This is a genomic window from Streptomyces sp. NBC_00249 (genome assembly GCF_026342355.1).
Lineage (GTDB): Bacteria > Actinomycetota > Actinomycetes > Streptomycetales > Streptomycetaceae > Streptomyces.
In genome coordinates this window covers 90,844-108,218 of the sequence record NZ_JAPEMV010000010.1, presented here as the reverse complement: position 1 = coordinate 108,218, position 17,375 = coordinate 90,844, and the positions used below count along the sequence as shown (strand labels likewise).

General features: G+C 72.5%; 14 protein-coding genes and 1 riboswitch. Of the genes, 12 read left to right on the top strand and 2 right to left on the bottom strand.

Going from position 1 to position 17,375, the window contains the following annotated elements; genetic code table 11:
• Window positions 1-52 precede the first annotated feature (52 nt).
• Together OOK31_RS34340 and OOK31_RS34335 are read left to right on the top strand one after the other, a co-directional pair.
• Window positions 53-769 (top strand): hypothetical protein, encoded by a 717-nt coding sequence (locus tag OOK31_RS34340; RefSeq protein WP_267091321.1) that lies wholly within the window; start codon window positions 53-55, stop codon window positions 767-769.
• 8 nt (window positions 770-777) lie between these two features.
• Complete coding sequence (locus OOK31_RS34335) at window positions 778-2,286, top strand: serine/threonine-protein kinase (RefSeq protein ID WP_323188285.1); 1,509 nt, start codon at window positions 778-780, stop codon at window positions 2,284-2,286.
• Window positions 2,287-2,346: 60 nt separating this feature from the next.
• Here the strand turns inward: OOK31_RS34335 and OOK31_RS34330 are convergent, their stop codons facing one another.
• Window positions 2,347-4,746: a YfhO family protein gene (locus tag OOK31_RS34330; RefSeq protein ID WP_267091320.1), complete on the bottom strand. Its 2,400-nt coding sequence runs from the start codon at window positions 4,744-4,746 to the stop codon at window positions 2,347-2,349.
• A gap of 177 nt (window positions 4,747-4,923) precedes the next feature.
• On the opposite strand from OOK31_RS34330, the gene OOK31_RS34325 reads away from it, so the two are divergent.
• Together OOK31_RS34325 and OOK31_RS34320 are read left to right on the top strand one after the other, a co-directional pair.
• A complete protein-coding gene (locus OOK31_RS34325; protein ID WP_267091319.1) occupies window positions 4,924-5,550 on the top strand; it encodes a SurA N-terminal domain-containing protein in 627 nt (208 codons plus the stop codon).
• 28 nt (window positions 5,551-5,578) lie between these two features.
• Complete coding sequence (locus OOK31_RS34320; protein WP_267091318.1) at window positions 5,579-6,616, top strand: nucleoside triphosphate pyrophosphohydrolase; 1,038 nt, start codon at window positions 5,579-5,581, stop codon at window positions 6,614-6,616.
• 11 nt (window positions 6,617-6,627) lie between these two features.
• Here OOK31_RS34320 and OOK31_RS34315 read toward each other — a convergent pair whose 3' ends face one another.
• Window positions 6,628-7,830 (bottom strand): globin domain-containing protein, encoded by a 1,203-nt coding sequence (locus OOK31_RS34315; protein WP_267091317.1) that lies wholly within the window; start codon window positions 7,828-7,830, stop codon window positions 6,628-6,630.
• Window positions 7,831-7,951: 121 nt separating this feature from the next.
• Between OOK31_RS34315 and OOK31_RS34310 the strand changes: the two genes are divergently transcribed.
• The 8 genes from OOK31_RS34310 to OOK31_RS34275 all read left to right on the top strand — a co-directional run bounded on the left by OOK31_RS34310 (window position 7,952) and on the right by OOK31_RS34275 (window position 17,370).
• Entirely contained in the window at window positions 7,952-9,226 is a 1,275-nt protein-coding gene (locus OOK31_RS34310) for a cytochrome P450 (RefSeq protein WP_267091316.1), read from the top strand.
• A gap of 127 nt (window positions 9,227-9,353) precedes the next feature.
• Window positions 9,354-10,436, top strand: coding sequence for a transglycosylase family protein (locus OOK31_RS34305; protein WP_267091315.1), 1,083 nt, complete (start codon window positions 9,354-9,356; stop codon window positions 10,434-10,436).
• Between the two features lie 274 nt (window positions 10,437-10,710).
• A riboswitch (cyclic di-AMP (ydaO/yuaA leader) is annotated at window positions 10,711-10,879 on the top strand.
• A gap of 2 nt (window positions 10,880-10,881) precedes the next feature.
• Window positions 10,882-11,634 carry a transglycosylase family protein gene (locus OOK31_RS34300; RefSeq protein WP_267091314.1) on the top strand — a complete coding sequence of 251 codons (753 nt, stop codon included), beginning with the start codon at window positions 10,882-10,884 and terminating at the stop codon, window positions 11,632-11,634.
• A 297-nt stretch (window positions 11,635-11,931) separates the two neighbouring features.
• Complete coding sequence (gene eno, locus OOK31_RS34295; protein ID WP_267091313.1) at window positions 11,932-13,218, top strand: phosphopyruvate hydratase; 1,287 nt, start codon at window positions 11,932-11,934, stop codon at window positions 13,216-13,218.
• Window positions 13,219-13,316: 98 nt separating this feature from the next.
• Window positions 13,317-13,805: a septum formation initiator family protein gene (locus OOK31_RS34290; protein WP_267091312.1), complete on the top strand. Its 489-nt coding sequence runs from the start codon at window positions 13,317-13,319 to the stop codon at window positions 13,803-13,805.
• Window positions 13,806-13,860: 55 nt separating this feature from the next.
• Window positions 13,861-14,400, top strand: coding sequence for a DUF501 domain-containing protein (locus tag OOK31_RS34285; protein ID WP_267091311.1), 540 nt, complete (start codon window positions 13,861-13,863; stop codon window positions 14,398-14,400).
• Entirely contained in the window at window positions 14,397-15,383 is a 987-nt protein-coding gene (locus tag OOK31_RS34280) for a Ppx/GppA phosphatase family protein (protein WP_267091310.1), read from the top strand. The genes OOK31_RS34285 and OOK31_RS34280 overlap by 4 nt, the downstream gene beginning before the upstream one ends.
• 601 nt (window positions 15,384-15,984) lie before the next feature.
• Complete coding sequence (locus OOK31_RS34275) at window positions 15,985-17,370, top strand: NAD(P)/FAD-dependent oxidoreductase (RefSeq protein WP_267091309.1); 1,386 nt, start codon at window positions 15,985-15,987, stop codon at window positions 17,368-17,370.
• Window positions 17,371-17,375: the final 5 nt, after the last annotated feature.

Sequence of the window (17,375 nt, the reverse complement as noted above, 5' to 3'; positions counted from 1 at the left end):
TGTATACGCTCAGACCCTCGACCCTTTCCGTACGCCCCGTCAGGAGCAAGCGATGCACGGCCCCGGCCTCCCGCCGCAGCAAGGCCCCTACGGGCGTCGGCCCCTGTCCGGGGCCGCGATGACGCTGCGCGTGCTGTTCACGGCCCTGCCCGTGCTGAGCTGCGGGTTCCTGGCCTGGGGTTCGCTGCTGCGGCTCGCGCTGCTCACCCGCAAGGGGCGGGACTGGGCCCTGCTCGTGCTCAGCGGGCCGCTGGCCGTCCTCTGGATCGTCTTCATCGAGATGGACCCCTCCGCCGAGACCAACGGCTGGCAGGGCAACGTCGGTGCCGGTGGCTCGCTCTTCACCGGTTTCGCGATCTGCGTGTACTACCTCGTCTCCGACATCCGCCACCACGAGGCGGCGGCCCGGTCCCTGGCCCCGGCCGCGCAGCCCGCGCCCTGGTACCCGGCGCCGCAGACCCCGTACGGACAGCACCAGCCGCCCCACCAGCAGCACCAGCCGCCCCACCAGCAGCAGCACCCGTCGCTCCAGCAGACCTCACCCTCCTACGGCTACCCGCCCGTGCAGCAGCCCCCCGCCGCCCCGGCCGCCCAGCCGGCCGCGCCGGTCCCGCCGCAGCCCACCCCGCCCCCGCGCCTCGGGCAGGTCCGCGCCGAACTCGACGAGCTCAGCGAGCTGCTGCGCAAGCAGACCCCGGCCCGGCCCCCGCAGCCCGGCGGCCCGTACCAGGACCCGAACAGCACCGCCGTCCAGGGCCCGGAGCAGTGACCGGCCCCGTGACCGGAGCGGAACGCCTCATCGGTGAGCGCTACCAGCTCGCCACCATCCTCGGCCAGGGCGGCATGGGCCAGGTCTGGACCGCCTACGACCGCCGCCTGGACCGCCGCGTCGCCGTCAAACTGCTGCGCCCCGACAAGGTCGCGGGCCCCGGCAGCGTCGCCGAGGAGCTGCGCCGCCGCTTCGTGCGCGAATGCCGGGTCACGGCCCAGGTCGACCACCCCGGCCTGGTCACCGTCCACGACGCGGGCAGCGACGGCGACGAACTCTTCCTCGTCATGGGCTACGTCGAGGGCTCCGACCTCGCCGACCACCTCGCCGAACACGACCCCTACCCCTGGCCGTGGGCGGTCGCGGTGGTGGCGCAGCTGTGCGCGGTGCTGTCGGCCGTGCACGCGGTGCCGATCGTGCACCGCGACCTCAAGCCCCGCAACGTGATGGTCCGCCCCGACGGCACCGTCCTGGTGCTGGACCTCGGCGTCGCCTCCGTGATGGACACCGACACCACCCGCCTCACCAGCACCGGATCCCCGATCGGCAGCCCCGCCTACATGGCGCCCGAACAGGCCATGGGCGGCGCCGTCGGCCCGTACACCGACCTGTACGCCCTCGGGGTGCTGCTGTACGAACTCCTCAGCGGCAACGTCCCCTTCGCCGGCTCCACCGCCCTCGGCGTCCTGCACCGCCACCTCTACGAGCCCCCGGCGCCCGTGCGCCCGCTGCGCCCCGAGGTCCCGCAGGAACTGGAGGCGCTGATGCTGCGCCTCCTCGCCAAGGACCCCCAGGACCGGCCCGGCAGCGCCCAGGAGGTCTACGAGGCCCTCCAGCCGCTGCTCCCGGCACGCGGCAGCGCCGCCCCCGCCGGCCCCCTCGACCCCACCCGGCCCTTCCTGCGCCCCCAGGCCCCCTGGCCGGACCGGGCCGCGTCCGTGATCCCGCCCCGGCCGGCGACGCCGCCGCGCCCCGACATCCCCGGCGCGGTGGACGAGGCCCGCAAACTGCTGGACCAGGGCCGCCTCACCCAGGCCGTGGACATCCTCGGCGGGATCCTCCCGGCGGCCGTCGCCGAGCACGGCGAGCACTCCCCGGTGGTGCGCAGCCTGCGCAAGCAGTACGCGGCCACGCTGATGGACGACGGCCAGTACCGCCGCGCCCTGCCCGAACTGCGCCGCCTCGCCGAGGAGTTCCCGGCCGGGGACCCGCAGTCGCTGCGCTTCCGCTACGACGCCGCCCAGTGCCTGGAACAGCTCGGCGAACCGGCGGCGGCGCTGGCGGAGTACCGCTCGCTGCTGCCGCTGTTCGAGAACCACTACGCCAACCCGGACCCGGGCCTCTCGCTGGAGGTCCGCCGCCGCATGGCGCACCTGCTGCTCTCGCTGGGCGACCGCCCGGCCGCCCACGACACCCTGGTCCGGCTCCTGTTCGACGCGGACCGCATCCACGGCCCCTCCCACCCCCTCCCGGTGGAGATCCGCCGCACCCTGCAATGGCTGGGCCAGGTCCGCTGAGCTAGGGCCTCGTCAAACTCCCGTCTGCCCCGGGCGACGACGCGAGTTTGACGACAGGCCCTAGTGCTGGACGGCGGCCCGGCGCCGCCGGAGTACGGCCAGCGCCAGGACGGTCAGCACCGTCACCCCCGCCAGGGCCGAGCCCGCGACCAGGCCCGGCGGGCGGAAGGTGCAGTTCACGGTGGTGGTGCGGCCGTCCAGCGGGACCGCCAGCAGGCCCAGGTGCGCCGAGGCGGGGCGGCCGTCGCAGGTCCAGCCCGCGACGGCGGGGGTCGCGACGAGCGCCGTGCCCGTGCTGCCCGGGGGCAGGGTGGCGCGCAGGCCCGCGCCGCTCACCTCCACCGAGGTGGCGGCCGAGGCGCGCAGCGCCGCCACCGCCAGGGTGAGGCGGGAGCGGTCCAGGCAGGACAGCTCCCACCGGTCGGGGGCCGGCCGGTCGAACTCCAGCGCCGAGGCGGCCCCGTTGGAGCGGCCCAGCGGCTGGAGCGCCGCCCGGTTGCGCGGGGCGTTGCCGTTCAGGCGGGAGGGCTTGCCGTCGGCGAGGCGGGCCGTGGCGTTGTACTCGGGGGCCCACAGGAAGGCGTCGGTGCCGGCCCGGCACACCCCGGGCGCGACCGGGGCCTCGTAGACCTTCGCGCCCAGCAGCAGTTCCTGGTTGGCGAACGGGTCGTCCCCGTAGGCGGCGGCGGGGCCCGCCGGGCGGACGGTGACCAGCGGCGGGACCTCGGCCCGTACGACCTTCTCGGCCCGCAGCCGGGCGCCGACCGAGAACACGGCGTCCGTCACCGGGTTGTCGAGGCTCTGGACGTTGCGTCCGCGCGAGGTCCAGCCCGCGCCGAGCGCCGCCATGGTGCGGGTGAACACGTCCGGGGTGTGGCTGCTGTAGTAGGAGCCTCCCTCGCCGCCGAGCAGCATCGGGTCGTTGCCCGACAGCGCGGGCCGGCCCGCGTCGGTGCGGTACGCCGGCCAGCCGTCGGCCGCCGCGAGGGCCTCGGCGCGCACGGTGTGCTTGCCGCTCCAGGACGGGTAGTCGTCCAGCCCGGCCAGCTTGCCCTTGTGGCCGTACGCCGTCGTCGCGGCGGCCTGCGCCACCAGTACGGCCGCCAGCAGCGCCGCCGCGGGCAGCACCAGCCGTGGCCGGCGCACCGCCCACCAGGCCGCCGCCGCCAGCGCCAGCCCGCCGCAGAACAGGGCGGAACCCCAGGCGGTGGCCAGCGCGCTGCCGCTCGCCCACAGCAGGGCCGCCGCCAGCACCCCGGCCCCGGCCGCCGTGGCCCGCAGCCCGGGCGGGCCCGCCGCCAGCCCCGTCCAGGCGGCCATCACCACGATCCCGGCCAGCACGAAGGTCTGCCGGTACGGGCTGCCGTTCGGGGTCGCGAAGACGTGCCAGGCCAGATGGGTCGGCGCCCACTGCAAGGACAGCAGCACCGCCGCCACCAGCCCCGCCCACCACCGCCGGGTCCGCGCCGGGACCGCCCGGTGGAAGGGCAGCGCCGCCACCAGCAGCAGGGTTCCGGTGCCCACGAACACGGCGGGGGAGCCGAAGGAGTACGTCGCCGGCATCAGCCGCGCGAACAGGTCCGACCACGGCACCGGCCCGAACTGCTTGAACCAGCCCGGGTAGGCCTGCTTCGAGCTGAGGAACAGCGGCACCAGCACCGGCGCCGCGAGCGCGATCCCCAGCAGCGTCGCCGCCGCCCCCCGCCCCACGGCCGCGGCCCGCTCCCGCAGCCCGTCCTGGGTGAGCACCACCCGCACCAGCAGCACCAGCGCCGCGCCCAGCGTCGCCATGTACGCGGTGTAGAAGTTCGCCGTCCAGCAGAGCGCCACCACGAGCACCGCCGCCACCGGCCGGCGCGAGCGCAGCGCCCACTCGCCCGTCAGGCACAGCAGCGGGAGGGCGATCAGCCCGTCCAGCCACATCGGGTTGTAGGAGGCCTCGATCACCGACCAGCCGCACAGCGCGTACGAGGCCCCCAGCAGCCCCGCCGCCCACCACGGCCCCCGCCGCTGGGTGCGCAGCAGCCAGGCCATGGCCGCCGCCGCGGCCGTCATCTTCAGCACGGTGACCACGTACACCGCGAGGTCGATGTCCTCGCGCGGGAACAGCGCCACCAGCACGGCGAACGGGCTGCTCAGGTACGTCCCCAGGTCGGGCAGGAAGCTGGTCCCGTACCCGGACTGCCAGTTGAAGAGGAGGCCGCCCTCGGCCCGCCCGTGCAGCAGGTCCCACAGGTGCGCGTGGAACGGCACGAACTGGTTGCCGAGGTCATTGACGCTGCGGTGGCGCGGACCGTACGGGAAGACCCGCGCGACGGCGTCCCCGGAGCACACGGCCACCGCCGTGAGCAGGGCCGCGAGGCCCGAACCGAGGAGGGAGGACCGCCGCGCGGACCGCCGTGGAGGGACCGGCGCGGTGGGTCGGCCGGTGCGGTGCGGTGAGAGCTGCGAAGTCGACATGGTGGCCCGACCTTCGCAGGAACGCAGGACCCGGCGGTAGCCGGGGGGTGAACACGCATCTCGACACCCCCGGAATCGTTGGTCGAACCGGTGGCCCGGACCACCCTGACCTCATACCATCGATCACCGCACGGCCCTTGTGCATGAACGCACAATCTCCCGGCCCTGGAGGCTCCTTTGCACCGTCGCACAGCGCTCTCCGTCTCCGCCGCCCTCCTCGCGGCGGCTCCCCTGCTGGCCGCCTGCTCCGGCGGTACCCGCCCCGGCACCGCGGCCGTCGTCGGCGGGGAACGCATCACGACCTCCGCGCTCCAGGCCCAGGTCAACGACGTCCGTGCCGCGCAGAACCGTTCCGAACAGGGCGCCCAGCTCATCGGGGCGACCCCCGGGCTGGAGCGGATCAAGCTCAACAAGATGATCCAGACCGCCGTCCTGGAACGCGCGGCGAAGGACGCCGGGGTCGGCGTCAGCACCAAGGAGATCGAGGACGTCCGCAAGGCGCAGCTGGAGCAGGCGGGCGACGCGAAGACCCTCGCCTCGGCCGCCCTCCAGCAGGCGCAGCTGGCCCCGGACCAGATGGACGCCGACACCCGCTTCAAGCTGCTGCGCGACAAGCTCTTCGCGCACTACGGCAGCCAGGACAAGGCGCTGGCCGAGCTGGGGAAGGCCGCACAGTCCCTCGACATCGAGGTCAACCCCCGTTACGGCCGCTGGGACGCGCAGCAGATCCTCCTCGGCGACCAGGAGACCCCGTGGATCACCCAGCGGACCCGGCCCGAGCAGGCGGCCCCCGCCGGAGCCTGAGCCCCGCGCCCGGAGGTAGGTTCGGAGGGTGACCGACCACACCGCCGAACCCGCCCCCGCCGCCGGAGCCGATGCGGAGGCCGATGCCGCCGCCGCGTCCACCGGCCGCATCGTCCTGCTGACCGCCAGCCACCGGGTCGCCCCGGGCCTGCTCTCCTGGCCGGCCTGGGAGGCGCTGCGCGGCGCCGACCGGGTGCTGTGCGCCGACCCGGCCCACCCGCAGCTGCCGTACCTGCGCGAGGCGGGGGTGGAGGTGGCGCACGAGGTCCCCGACGCGCACGCGCTCGTCGACGCCTGCGCCGGGGGCCGCACGATCGTGCTGATCCCGGCCGGCGAGGGCGACCAGCGGCTCACCGACGGCCTGGCCCGCCTCGCCGGCTCCGGCCGCGTCGCCATGCCGGACCTGGAGCTCCTGCCCGGCTCCTACGACCTGCCGGGCGCGCGGCTGCTCGACCTGGTCCAGGTGATGGACCGGGTCCGGCGCGAATGCCCCTGGACCTCCCGGCAGACCCACGAGGGGCTGGTCAAGTACGCCATCGAGGAGGCGTACGAGCTGGTCGAGGCGATTGAGGACGGCGACCGCGAGGCGCTGCGCGAGGAGTTGGGCGACGTCCTGCTCCAGGTGTTCTTCCACGCCCGCATCGCGGAGGAGGGCGGCCCCGGTGAGGACGACGAGCCGTTCTCCGTCGACGACGTCGCCGGGGACCTGGTCGAGAAGCTGATCCGCCGCCACCCGCACGTCTTCGGCGACGCCGAGGCGCACTCCCCGGAGGACGTCAGCGCGCACTGGCAGGCCACCAAGGCCGTCGAGAAGCAGCGCGAGTCGGTCACCGACGGGATCCCGCTGGGCCAGCCCGGCCTCGCGCTCGCGGCCAAGCTCGCCGGCCGGGCCCGCGCGGGCGGCATCGGCGTACCGCTGCCCCGGGGCGAGGGCATCGGGTACGAGCTGCTGGAGCTGGCGGCGCGCGCCGAGGCGGCCGGCACCGACCCGGAGACGGCGCTGCGCGCGGCGGCCCGCGTCTACCGGGACGCGATCCGGGCGGCCGAGGGCGTCGACGTCCCCTAGGCCCTCGGCCCTCAGTACTCGCGCGGGGCGCGGCCCGAGGGGTTGTGCCAGTGCGGGTCGGGGCGGTTGAGGAACCACTCGCCGGAGCCCAGCGGCCGGGTCCGGGCGGAGCCGGAGGCGGGGAGGGCGTCGTAGAAGAGGCGTTCGGGGAGGGCGCCGAGCTCCTCCAGGAGGTAGGCGGTCTCCTCGACGAACTGCGGGGGGCCGCTCAGGTAGACGTCCTGCTCCCGCCACAGGCCCCGGTTGCCGAGCGCGGTCGTCAGCCGGTCGGTGGCCTGGTTGCGGTGCTGCCCGGGGGCGGGGGTGATGTAGGTGACGCCGAGCCAGCCGAGGGCGGCGGCGTACTCGTCGATCAGCGGGCGGTCGTAGAGGTGCGCGGAGTCCCGGGCGACCACGAAGAGGCGTACGTCGTGATCGGGAGGGTGTTCCGCGAGGTCCTCCAGCATGGCCCGGACCGGCGCCCAGCCCGTGCCGGCGGCGATGAAGGTGACGGGCCGGTCCGCGCGGCGCAGCGCCAGCTGCCCGCCGGGGGCGCCGAGCCGCAGCATTTCGCCGAGCTGTACGTCGCGCACCAGCGCGGTGCTGAGCCGGCCGCCCTCGATCCGGCTGACGTGCAGGTCGACGGTGGTGTCGGGGCGCGGGGCGTTGCCGAGGGAGTACGTGCGCCAGGTGGTCGGGACCCGGTCGCTGCTCACGCTCACGTACTGGCCGGGGACATAGGGGAGAGGCGCGTGCGGGCGCAGGGTGAGCACCCCGATGTCCCGCCCGTACTGGAGGTGGCGGACCACCTCGGCGTCCCACCAGGGCGGCTCGGTGCCGTCGGCCGCGCCGGCCGTCATGGCGTCGGCGATCACCTGGTACGCCTCGGTCCAGGCCTTCTCGACGTCGGGGGTCCAGGCCTCGCCCGAGGTCTCGGCGAGGGCGGCGAGCAGGCTGGCGCCGACGGCCGAGTAGTGCTCGGGGCCGACGAGGAACTTGCGGTGGTCGCGGCCGAGGTCGCGTAGATAAGGAGCGAGGGTCTCGCTCTCCAGGTGCGCGACGACATGGGTGAGCGCCGCGAAGAGCCGGTCCCGCTGCCTCTCCATGTCCTGGAAGGAGGCAGGAAAGAGTTCACGCACCCCGGGGTTGTGCCAGAAGAGGTGGGAGTAGAAGAACTTGACCGCGTGCTCGGCCCGTCTCTCCACCACCGCGAAACTGCTTTTCAAGATCCTCACATCCACAAACCCGAAAGTAGGAATGCCCGCGAACCTGAGGTCAAGTCATGTCCGATCTACGGACAGCCGCGACGAACCACCTATATGGGGCCACCGCCGCGGGCCGGGATACGGTCGTCGGGTGCACGATCAGACCTCCGCGGACCCCGCCGACTCCTCCTCCCCCGAGGGCCCGACCCTCTTCGACTGGGAGTTCGCCACCGACCCCTATCCCGCCTACGCCTGGCTGCGCGAGCACTCCCCGGTGCACCGCACCAAGCTCCCGAGCGGCGTCGAGGCCTGGCTCGTGACCCGCTACGCCGACGCCCGCCAGGCCCTCGCGGACCAGCGCCTCAGCAAGAACCCGGCGCACCACGCGGAGCCGGCGCACGCCAAGGGCAAGACCGGGATTCCGGGGGAACGCAAGGCGGAGCTGATGACGCATCTGCTGAACATCGACCCGCCGGACCACACCCGGCTGCGCCGCCTGGTGTCGAAGGCGTTCACCCCGCGCCGGGTCGCCGAGTTCACCCCGCGCGTGCAGGAGCTCACCGACCACCTCATCGCGCAGTTCGAGGGGAAGGGGGAGGCGGACCTCATCCACGAGTTCGCGTTCCCGCTCCCCATCTACGCCATCTGCGAGATGCTCGGCGTACCGCGCGAGGACCAGGACGACTTCCGCGACTGGGCCGGGATGATGATCCGCCACGGCGGTGGCCCGCGCGGCGGGGTCGCCCGCTCCGTGAAGCAGATGCGCACCTACCTCGGGGAACTGATCCACCGGAAGCGGGACGATCTGGGCAACGACCTCATCTCGGACCTGATCCGGGCGAGCGACCACGGCGACCACCTGACGGAGGCCGAGGCCACCGCGATGGCCTTCATCCTCCTCTTCGCCGGCTTCGAGACGACCGTGAACCTCATCGGCAACGGCGTCCACTCCCTCTTCATGAACCCCGGCCAGCGCGAGCTCCTCCAGGCCTCCCTGGCGGCCGGGGAGAGCGCCCTGCTGGAAACCGGAATCGAGGAGCTGCTCCGCTACGACGGCCCGGTGGAGCTCGCCACCTGGCGGTTCGCCACCGAGCCGCTGACCCTCGGCGGGCAGGAGATCGCGGCCGGCGACCCCGTGCTGGTGGTCCTCGCGGCGGCCGACCGCGACCCCGAGCGGTTCACCGACCCCGACACCCTGGACCTCTCCCGGAGTGACAATCAGCACCTCGGATACGGGCACGGAATCCACTACTGCCTGGGCGCTCCGCTGGCCCGGCTCGAAGGGCAGACGGCGTTGTCGACTTTGCTGACGCGTCTGCCGGATCTGGAACTTGCCGTTCCCCCTTCGGACCTGCGGTGGCGCGGCGGACTCATCATGCGTGGCCTGCGCACGCTCCCCGTCCGCTTCACACCCCGAAACGACTGAGTCGCGCGAGCGGGCCGTAGCGGAACCCCGACTGACCGGAAGTCAGCCCCCGGTCGAACTTGTGACATCCGTTCGAAGGCCGCTAGGTTCTGCCGTTACCCCGCCGTTATGCGAAAGGTGCAGCCTCATGCTTCCCGGGAACGGCCGCCACAGACGCCCCCGCCAGGTCCCTGCCCTGGTCGTCACCGCCGGAGTCACCGGCTCAGCCCTGGCCCTGCCGCTGCTCGCCGCCACGAACGCGAGCGCCGCCGACACCGCCACGTGGAACAAGGTCGCCGACTGCGAGAGCGGCGGCACCTGGAGTGCCAACTTCGGCAGCGGAGCCTACGGAGGACTCCAGTTCACCCTGGAGCAGTGGCGCAACGCGGGCGGACTCGCCTACGCCGAGCGCCCCGACCTCGCCAGCCGCTCCCAGCAGATAGCCGTCGGCGAGCGGGTGCTCGCCTCCCAGGGCCCCCAGGCGTGGCCGCTGTGCTCCGCCTCGGCCGGGCTGACCCGCGAGGGGCCGGCCGCCGACGTGGACCCGGGCGACGCCGCGACCCACAAGCCGGTCGCCCCCACCCCGTCCCGGCCGGACGACTCGGTGCCGGTCACCGGGACCGGCCGTACGCCCACGGACTTCGGCGCCCCGACCCCGAAGCCCGGCCAGGGCCAGGGTCCCGTCGCCCCCAGCCCGAGCGTGCTGCCGGACTACCCGCTTGGCCCCTCCAGCGGACTGCCCGTCATGCCGGATCCGGACTACACGACGCCGCCGGTCCAGCCGACGGTTCCGCCGACCACCGCCCCGGGCACCCCGACCGCCCCGGCGACCCCGGGCACTCCGGGAACCCCCGGCGTCCCGGTGGACCCCACGGCCCCGGTCACCCCGGGCGCCTCCGGCACCCCGAGCACCGCGCCGACGGGCACCCCCGCCCCCGGCGCCCCGGCCACCCCGGGAGCCACTCCCGGAACTCCGGCCGCCGGAGCGGTCGACGGGGCGGGCAAGCACCGCGGCCCGGCCGCGGTGGAGGTGCCGGCCGCTCCTGGCACCGCGTCAGCGACCGCCGCACCCACGTACACGGTGAAGGAGGGCGACAGCCTGGCGGCCATCGCCGACGCCAAGGGGCTCAAGGGCGGCTGGGGCCAGCTCTACAAGTCCAACGAGCAGGTCATCGGTGGGGACGCGGACCTCATCAAGCCCGGTCAGAACCTGGATCTAACCAAGAAATAGGGGCAGTTCGGTCATCCGGAAAGAGCTGAATGTCCGTTATCGGTAAGTGAGACATGCGTCTCTTCCGGTCAACTGGGGTGTCTCATTCCGGAACTTCCGAAAACCCCGCCCCCACCTGCGTAAACGTGGTCCGGAAGGGGGCAAGTGGGCCGGTTTCTCCCCGATGTCGCGCGTTGAACATCGGGGGGAGACCTGTCTACCTTCTGAATCGCTCGCCACCGCGAGCTCCCTCGACCGCATCGCCGAATCCTGCCGGCGGACGGGGGGAACAGTCGTCGCGCAAGCGCCGAAGGCAGGAGCGGGGGAACCAAGGTAGGCGCCGGGAAAGGCCGTTGAGAGACGGCCGGGACCGGCTAGGGGTTAAGCCACGCGCCAGTCGCGTGACCGGGCACTCATCCGCCCGAACCCGACAGCTCACCTCGAAGGCGTCGGTGAGGAGAACTCCATGCTGCTTTCCGGCAAGGGCAAGCACCGTCGCGGCTCCAAGGCCGTCCGCATCGTCACGCTCGCCGGTGTCGCCGGTGTCGCCGTCGCGGCGCCGCTGATGACCGCGGGCGCCGCTTCCGCCGCGACCGCCGGCGAGTGGGACCGCGTCGCCCAGTGCGAGTCCAACGGCAACTGGTCCATCAACACGGGCAACGGCTACTACGGCGGCCTGCAGTTCTCGTCCTCCACGTGGGCGGCCTACGGCGGCAAGGCGTACGCCTCGCAGGCCAACCAGGCCAGCAAGTCGCAGCAGATAGCCATCGCCGAGAAGGTCCTCAAGGGCCAGGGCAAGGGCGCCTGGCCGTCCTGCGGCGTCGGCCTGTCCAACTCCTCGTACAACGGCGGCGGCTCGACCACCACCCCGGCCAAGCCGAAGCCCGAGACCAAGCCGGCCCCGGCCAAGCCCGCTCCGGCGAAGCCGTCCACCCCGAAGGCCGACACCGGGACCAAGGCCGGCGGCTCCGGCTCCGGCTGGACCCCGTCGAAGCCCGCTCCGGCCAAGCCGTCCACCCCGAAGGCCGAGACCCCGGCGACCGGCGGCACCGTGCAGACCGGCAACGGCTCGTACGTGGTCAAGGAGGGCGACACCCTGGGCACCATCGCCGAGGCCAACAAGGTCAAGGGCGGCTGGGAGAAGCTCTTCGAGCTGAACAAGGACACGGTCTCCGACGCGGACCTGATCTTCCCGGGCCAGAAGCTGAAGCTCAGCTGAATGCTCGTGTAACACCCGCACCACCCGCAGCATCCCGCCGCCCGGCGCGTGCCTCCACGCGCCGGGCGGAGGCGTGTCCGGGGCCCGTCCGGGGCCGCCCGGAACCGCCCGGTCCTCCCGATCCGCTCGAAGAATCCAGAGCCGTATGTCCGGGAAGAGGGGTATTCGGTCCCTTTTTCGTCCCAGGACCCGGGCGGTCGGCCGGTCGAGTGCCCGGAGCCGGTTAGGCTCTAGTCGGCAAGGCCGTCCCACGGCCTGACACGCCACCGCACACCCAGCGTCACATCCCAGAAGGAGATGCTCGTGCCGTCCATCGACGTCGTCGTAGCCCGGGAAATCCTGGACTCCCGAGGCAACCCCACGGTCGAGGTCGAGGTGGGCCTCGACGACGGCAGCACCGGCCGTGCTGCCGTTCCGTCCGGCGCCTCCACCGGAGCGTTCGAGGCCATCGAGCTGCGTGACGGCGACCCCAGCCGTTACTTCGGCAAGGGTGTCGAGAAGGCCGTCCTCGCCGTCATCGAGCAGATCGGCCCGGAGCTCGTCGGCTACGACGCCACCGAGCAGCGCCTGATCGACCAGGCCATGTTCGACCTGGACGCCACCGACAACAAGGCCTCCCTCGGCGCCAACGCCATCCTCGGCGTGTCCCTCGCCGTCGCGCACGCCGCGTCCGAGGCCTCGGACCTGCCGCTGTTCCGCTACCTCGGCGGCCCGAACGCGCACCTGCTGCCCGTTCCGATGATGAACATCCTCAACGGTGGGTCGCACGCCGACTCCAACGTCGACATCCAGGAGTTCATGATCGCCCCGATCGGCGCGGAGTCCTTCTCCGAGGCGCTGCGCTGGGGTGCCGAGGTCTACCACACCCTCAAGAAGGTCCTGCACACCAAGGGCCTCTCCACCGGTCTCGGTGACGAGGGCGGCTTCGCCCCGAACCTGGACTCCAACCGCGCCGCGCTCGACCTCATCGTCGAGGCCATCAAGCAGGCCGGCTACACCCCGGGCAAGGACATCGCGCTCGCGCTCGACGTCGCCGCGTCCGAGTTCTACAAGGACGGCAAGTACGAGTTCGAGGGCCAGTCCCGCTCGGCCGCCGAGATGACCGAGTACTACGAGGAGCTCGTCTCCGCGTACCCGATGGTCTCCATCGAGGACCCGCTGTACGAGGACGACTGGGCCGGCTGGAAGACCCTCACCGACAAGCTGGGCTCCAAGGTCCAGATCGTCGGTGACGACCTGTTCGTCACCAACCCCGAGCGCCTGGCCCGCGGTATCGAGGAGGGCTCCGCGAACGCCCTGCTCGTGAAGGTGAACCAGATCGGTTCCCTCACCGAGACCCTCGACGCCGTCGAGATGGCCCAGCGCAACGGCTTCAAGTGCATGATGTCGCACCGCTCCGGCGAGACCGAGGACGTCACCATCGCCGACCTCGCCGTCGCCGTGAACTGCGGTCAGATCAAGACCGGCGCCCCGGCCCGCTCGGACCGCGTCGCCAAGTACAACCAGCTGCTGCGCATCGAGGAGATCCTCGACGACGCCGCGGTGTACGCGGGCCGCTCCGCCTTCCCGCGCTTCAAGGGCTAATCACGGCCTGCAAGGTCTAGCCTCCGTACGTCCCCGCACTCGGTCCCGTACCGTGTGCGGGGACGTATTGCGTAGTACGCACCAGGGGAGGCGGAACCATGGCCGGGAACCGGGACCGGTTCTCCACCTTCTCGACGGCGACCAGGCTCAAGCAGTTCGGCGAGCGGACCGCCGCGCACGTCTACCGGTCGCAGTCCCGCCGGCACATCCGCCGCAGCCGGCTCACCGGCCGCGCGGCCCTGCTGGTGCTCGTCCTCTGTACCCTGGTCGTCGCCCTCGCGTATCCGATGCGCCAGTACGTCTCCCAGCGCTCGGAGATCGCGGAGCAGCAGCGGTCCGCCGCCGACGCGCGCAAGCGCCTCGAACAGCTCCGCGACGAGAAGGCCCGCTGGCAGGACCCGGCCTACGCCGAGCAGCAGGCGCGCAAGCACCTGCACTTCCTGCGCCCGGGGGAGACCGGCTACATCATGCACGACCCCGGGGCCGCGGCCGCGGAGCACCGTCGAGGCGGACAGACCGGGTCCGACCGCCCCTGGTACTCCAACGTCTGGGACGGCGTCGACAAGGCCGACCGGCCCGGCGACTGACCCGACCCGCCCCGCCCCGCACCCATCCACGAGAACGAAGAGACTTCCTCCAGGCATGCAGACGCCCCCGCCCCAGACCGACCGGACCGAGCCGACCGACGCGGACATCGAAGCGTTCGAGCAGCAGCTCGGCCGCCCGCCGCGCGGGCTGCGCGCCATCGCGCACCGCTGCCCCTGCGGGCAGCCGGACGTCGTCGAGACCGCCCCGCGCCTCCCCGACGGCACCCCCTTCCCCACGCTGTACTACTTGACGTGCCCGCGCGCGGCCGGTGCCATCGGCACGCTCGAGGCCAACGGCGTGATGAAGGAGATGCAGGCCCGGCTCGCCGAGGACCCGGAGCTCGCCGCCGCCTACCGGGCCGCGCACGAGGACTACATCCAGCGCCGCGACGCCATCGAGGTGCTCCAGGGCTTCCCGAGCGCCGGCGGCATGCCGGACCGGGTCAAGTGCCTGCACGTGCTCGTCGGCCACTCGCTGGCCGCGGGGCCCGGCGTGAACCCGTTCGGCGACGAGGCCCTCGCGATGCTGCCCGAGTGGTGGGCCAAGGGCGCCTGCGTCACCCCGTGCGGGGAGAAGACGGAGGAGGGCGCATGACCCGGGTCGCCGGCATCGACTGCGGTACGAACTCCATCCGCCTCCTCGTCGCGGACTATGAGCCGGCCACCGGCGAGCTGGTCGAGCTGGACCGGCGGATGACCGTCGTCCGCCTCGGCCAGGGCGTCGACAAGACCGGCCGGCTGGCCCCGGAGGCGCTGGAGCGCACCTTCGCCGCCTGCCGCGAGTACGCGGCGGTCATCAAGGAGCTCGGCGCGGAGAAGGTCCGCTTCGTGGCGACCTCCGCCTCCCGGGACGCCGAGAACCGCGACGACTTCGTCCGGGGCGTCCTGGACATCCTGGGCGTCGAGCCCGAGGTGATCTCCGGGGACGACGAGGCCGAGTTCTCCTTCACCGGCGCCACCAAGGAGCTCACCGGGCGCACCGACCTGGAGCGGCCGTTCCTGGTCGTGGACATCGGCGGCGGCTCGACGGAGTTCGTGGTCGGCGAGGAGCACGTACGGGCCGCCCGGTCCGTGGACGTGGGCTGCGTCCGGATGACCGAGCGCCACCTCGTCGTCGACGGGGTCGTCACCGACCCGCCGACCGGGGCGCAGGTCGCCGCGATGCGGGCCGACATCGAAGCGGCCCTGGACCTGGCGGCCGGGACGGTCCCGCTGGCCGAGGCCCGCACCCTGGTCGGTCTGGCCGGATCGGTGACCACGGTCGCCGCGATCGCGCTGGGTCTGTCCGAGTACGACTGGGAGGCGATCCACCACTCCCGGATCTCCTACGACCAGGTCCGCGCGATCAGCGAGCGCATGCTGACCTCCACCCACGCCGAACGCGCCGCGATCCCGGTGATGCACCCGGGGCGGGTCGACGTCATCGGGGCCGGCGCCCTGGTCCTCCTGGCGATCATGGAGCGCACCGGCGCCACGGAGGTCGTGGTCTCGGAGCACGACATCCTCGACGGAATCGCGATCAAGACCGCAGAAGAGGTTGAGGCCGACAAGCGGCGTTCTGACCTGCTGAATCGCTGAACGAAGGCGCTCCGGCCAGCTGATCGGAGCGCCCTCATCGCGGTACGGATCGTCTCCCAGCGCGGTCAGTGCAGCGAGGATGCGCATCGCGGCCGCCTCTTCGAGCGCGTTGAAGTACCTGTCCCGGCGCCGAGTCGATGCGGGTTCACCGGAGGTGCTCGACGGAATCGCCTGGTCCGCAGCCTGAGCGGGGCTGGACCGGGCCTGGACGGGAGCCCGTCGGGGGCTCGTCCGGGGGCCGAAAGTCCCCCCGTCCGAACGAACTTCGTGAAGTTCTTCACAAGGAAAAAGGGTCTGTCGGCCCCACGGAAGGGTCCGTCGGGGTCCTCCGGAGGCCCGCAGGCCCTTTTCTGCGTCCGTTTGTGCGAATCGGGAGCGCGACGGGATCCGTGTCGGAGGTAAGGACGAAGGCCCGTGGTCCAGTCCGGTTAAGGCCCTACGGGCCAGTTCAGACCTGGTGAACAACGACTCCGGCAGGGCCGCGGTTCCCGTTGCGGCTCATGATCTGGGTCACGTGGGCCGCGCAGTGTAACAGAGGCCTTGTGGCACCTTGTGAAGGGGCTCACGAGCGTCACCCCTTGGGGTGCTGGATACTCATTCCATGAGCACCACGGAGCGTCCCAGGATCCTCGTTGTAGGAGGTGGGTACGTAGGCCTGTACGCGGCCAAGCGGATCATGAAGAAGATGCGCTATGGCGAGGCGACCGTCACGGTCGTCGACCCGCGGTCGTACATGACCTACCAGCCCTTCCTCCCCGAAGTGGCCGCAGGCAGCATCTCGCCTCGGCACGTCGTCGTCCCGCTGCGACGCGTGCTGCCCAAGGCAGAGGTTCTCACCGGCCGGGTCACCACCATCGACCAGGACCGCAAGGTCGCCGTCGTCACGCCGCTGGTCGGCGAGGCGTACGAGCTGCCCTTCGACTACCTGGTGATCGCGCTCGGCGCCGTCTCCCGCACCTTCCCGATCCCCGGCCTCGCCGAACAGGGCATCGGCATGAAGGGCGTCGAAGAGGGCATCGGCCTGCGCAACCACGTCCTCGAGCAGCTCGACAAGGCCGAGTCCACGACGGACGAGAACGTCCGCCGCAAGGCACTCACCTTCGTCTTCGTCGGCGGCGGCTTCGCCGGCGCCGAGACGATCGGCGAGGTCGAGGACATGGCCCGCGACGCCGCGAAGTACTACTCCACGATCAAGCGCGAGGACATGCGCTTCATCCTGGTCGACGCGGCCGACAAGATCCTCCCCGAGGTCGGGCCCAAGCTCGGCACCTGGGGCAAGGAGCACCTCGAGTCCCGCGGCATCGAGATCTACCTCAACACCTCCATGGACTCCTGCGTGGACGGCCACGTGGTGCTGAAGAACGGCCTCGAGGTCGACTCCAACACCCTGGTGTGGACCGCGGGCGTCAAGCCCAACCCGGTGCTGGCCCGCTACGGCCTGCCCCTGGGCCCGCGCGGCCACGTCGACGCCGAGCCCACCCTCCAGGTCAAGGGCACGGACTACATCTGGACCGCCGGCGACAACGCCCAGGTTCCCGACATGGCGGCCCGCAAGGCCGGCGTCGAGAACGCCTGGTGCCCGCCGAACGCCCAGCACGCGCTGCGCCAGGCCAAGGTCCTCGGCGACAACGTCATCTCCGGCATGCGGGGCTTCCCGCAGAAGGAGTACGCGCACTCCAACAAGGGTGCGGTGGCGGGCCTCGGCCTCCACAAGGGCGTCGCGATGATCGTCATGGGCAAGATGAAGATCAAGCTCAAGGGCCGGCTCGCCTGGTACATGCACCGTGGCTACCACGGCATGGCCATGCCGACCTGGAACCGCAAGATCCGCGTCTTCGCCGACTGGACCCTCGCCATGTTCCTCAAGCGCGAGGTCGTCTCCCTCGGAGCGCTGGAGACCCCGCGCGAGGAGTTCTACGAGGCCGCCAAGCCGGCGCCGGCCCCGGCCGCCGCCGCTGCCCCGGCCGAGAAGGCCAAGGCGTCCTGACCCGG

What these genes read in the sequence shown, in the direction of transcription:
- OOK31_RS34330 (WP_267091320.1), bottom strand. Translation starts at nt 4,746, where the DNA reads ATGTCGACTTCGCAGCTCTCACCGCACCGCACCGGCCGACCCACCGCG.
- OOK31_RS34275 (WP_267091309.1), top strand. Translation starts at nt 15,985, where the DNA reads ATGAGCACCACGGAGCGTCCCAGGATCCTCGTTGTAGGAGGTGGGTAC.
- eno (WP_267091313.1), top strand. Translation starts at nt 11,932, where the DNA reads ATGCTCGTGCCGTCCATCGACGTCGTCGTAGCCCGGGAAATCCTGGAC.
- OOK31_RS34300 (WP_267091314.1), top strand. Translation starts at nt 10,882, where the DNA reads ATGCTGCTTTCCGGCAAGGGCAAGCACCGTCGCGGCTCCAAGGCCGTC.
- OOK31_RS34290 (WP_267091312.1), top strand. Translation starts at nt 13,317, where the DNA reads ATGGCCGGGAACCGGGACCGGTTCTCCACCTTCTCGACGGCGACCAGG.
- OOK31_RS34340 (WP_267091321.1), top strand. Translation starts at nt 53, where the DNA reads ATGCACGGCCCCGGCCTCCCGCCGCAGCAAGGCCCCTACGGGCGTCGG.
- OOK31_RS34285 (WP_267091311.1), top strand. Translation starts at nt 13,861, where the DNA reads ATGCAGACGCCCCCGCCCCAGACCGACCGGACCGAGCCGACCGACGCG.
- OOK31_RS34280 (WP_267091310.1), top strand. Translation starts at nt 14,397, where the DNA reads ATGACCCGGGTCGCCGGCATCGACTGCGGTACGAACTCCATCCGCCTC.
- OOK31_RS34305 (WP_267091315.1), top strand. Translation starts at nt 9,354, where the DNA reads ATGCTTCCCGGGAACGGCCGCCACAGACGCCCCCGCCAGGTCCCTGCC.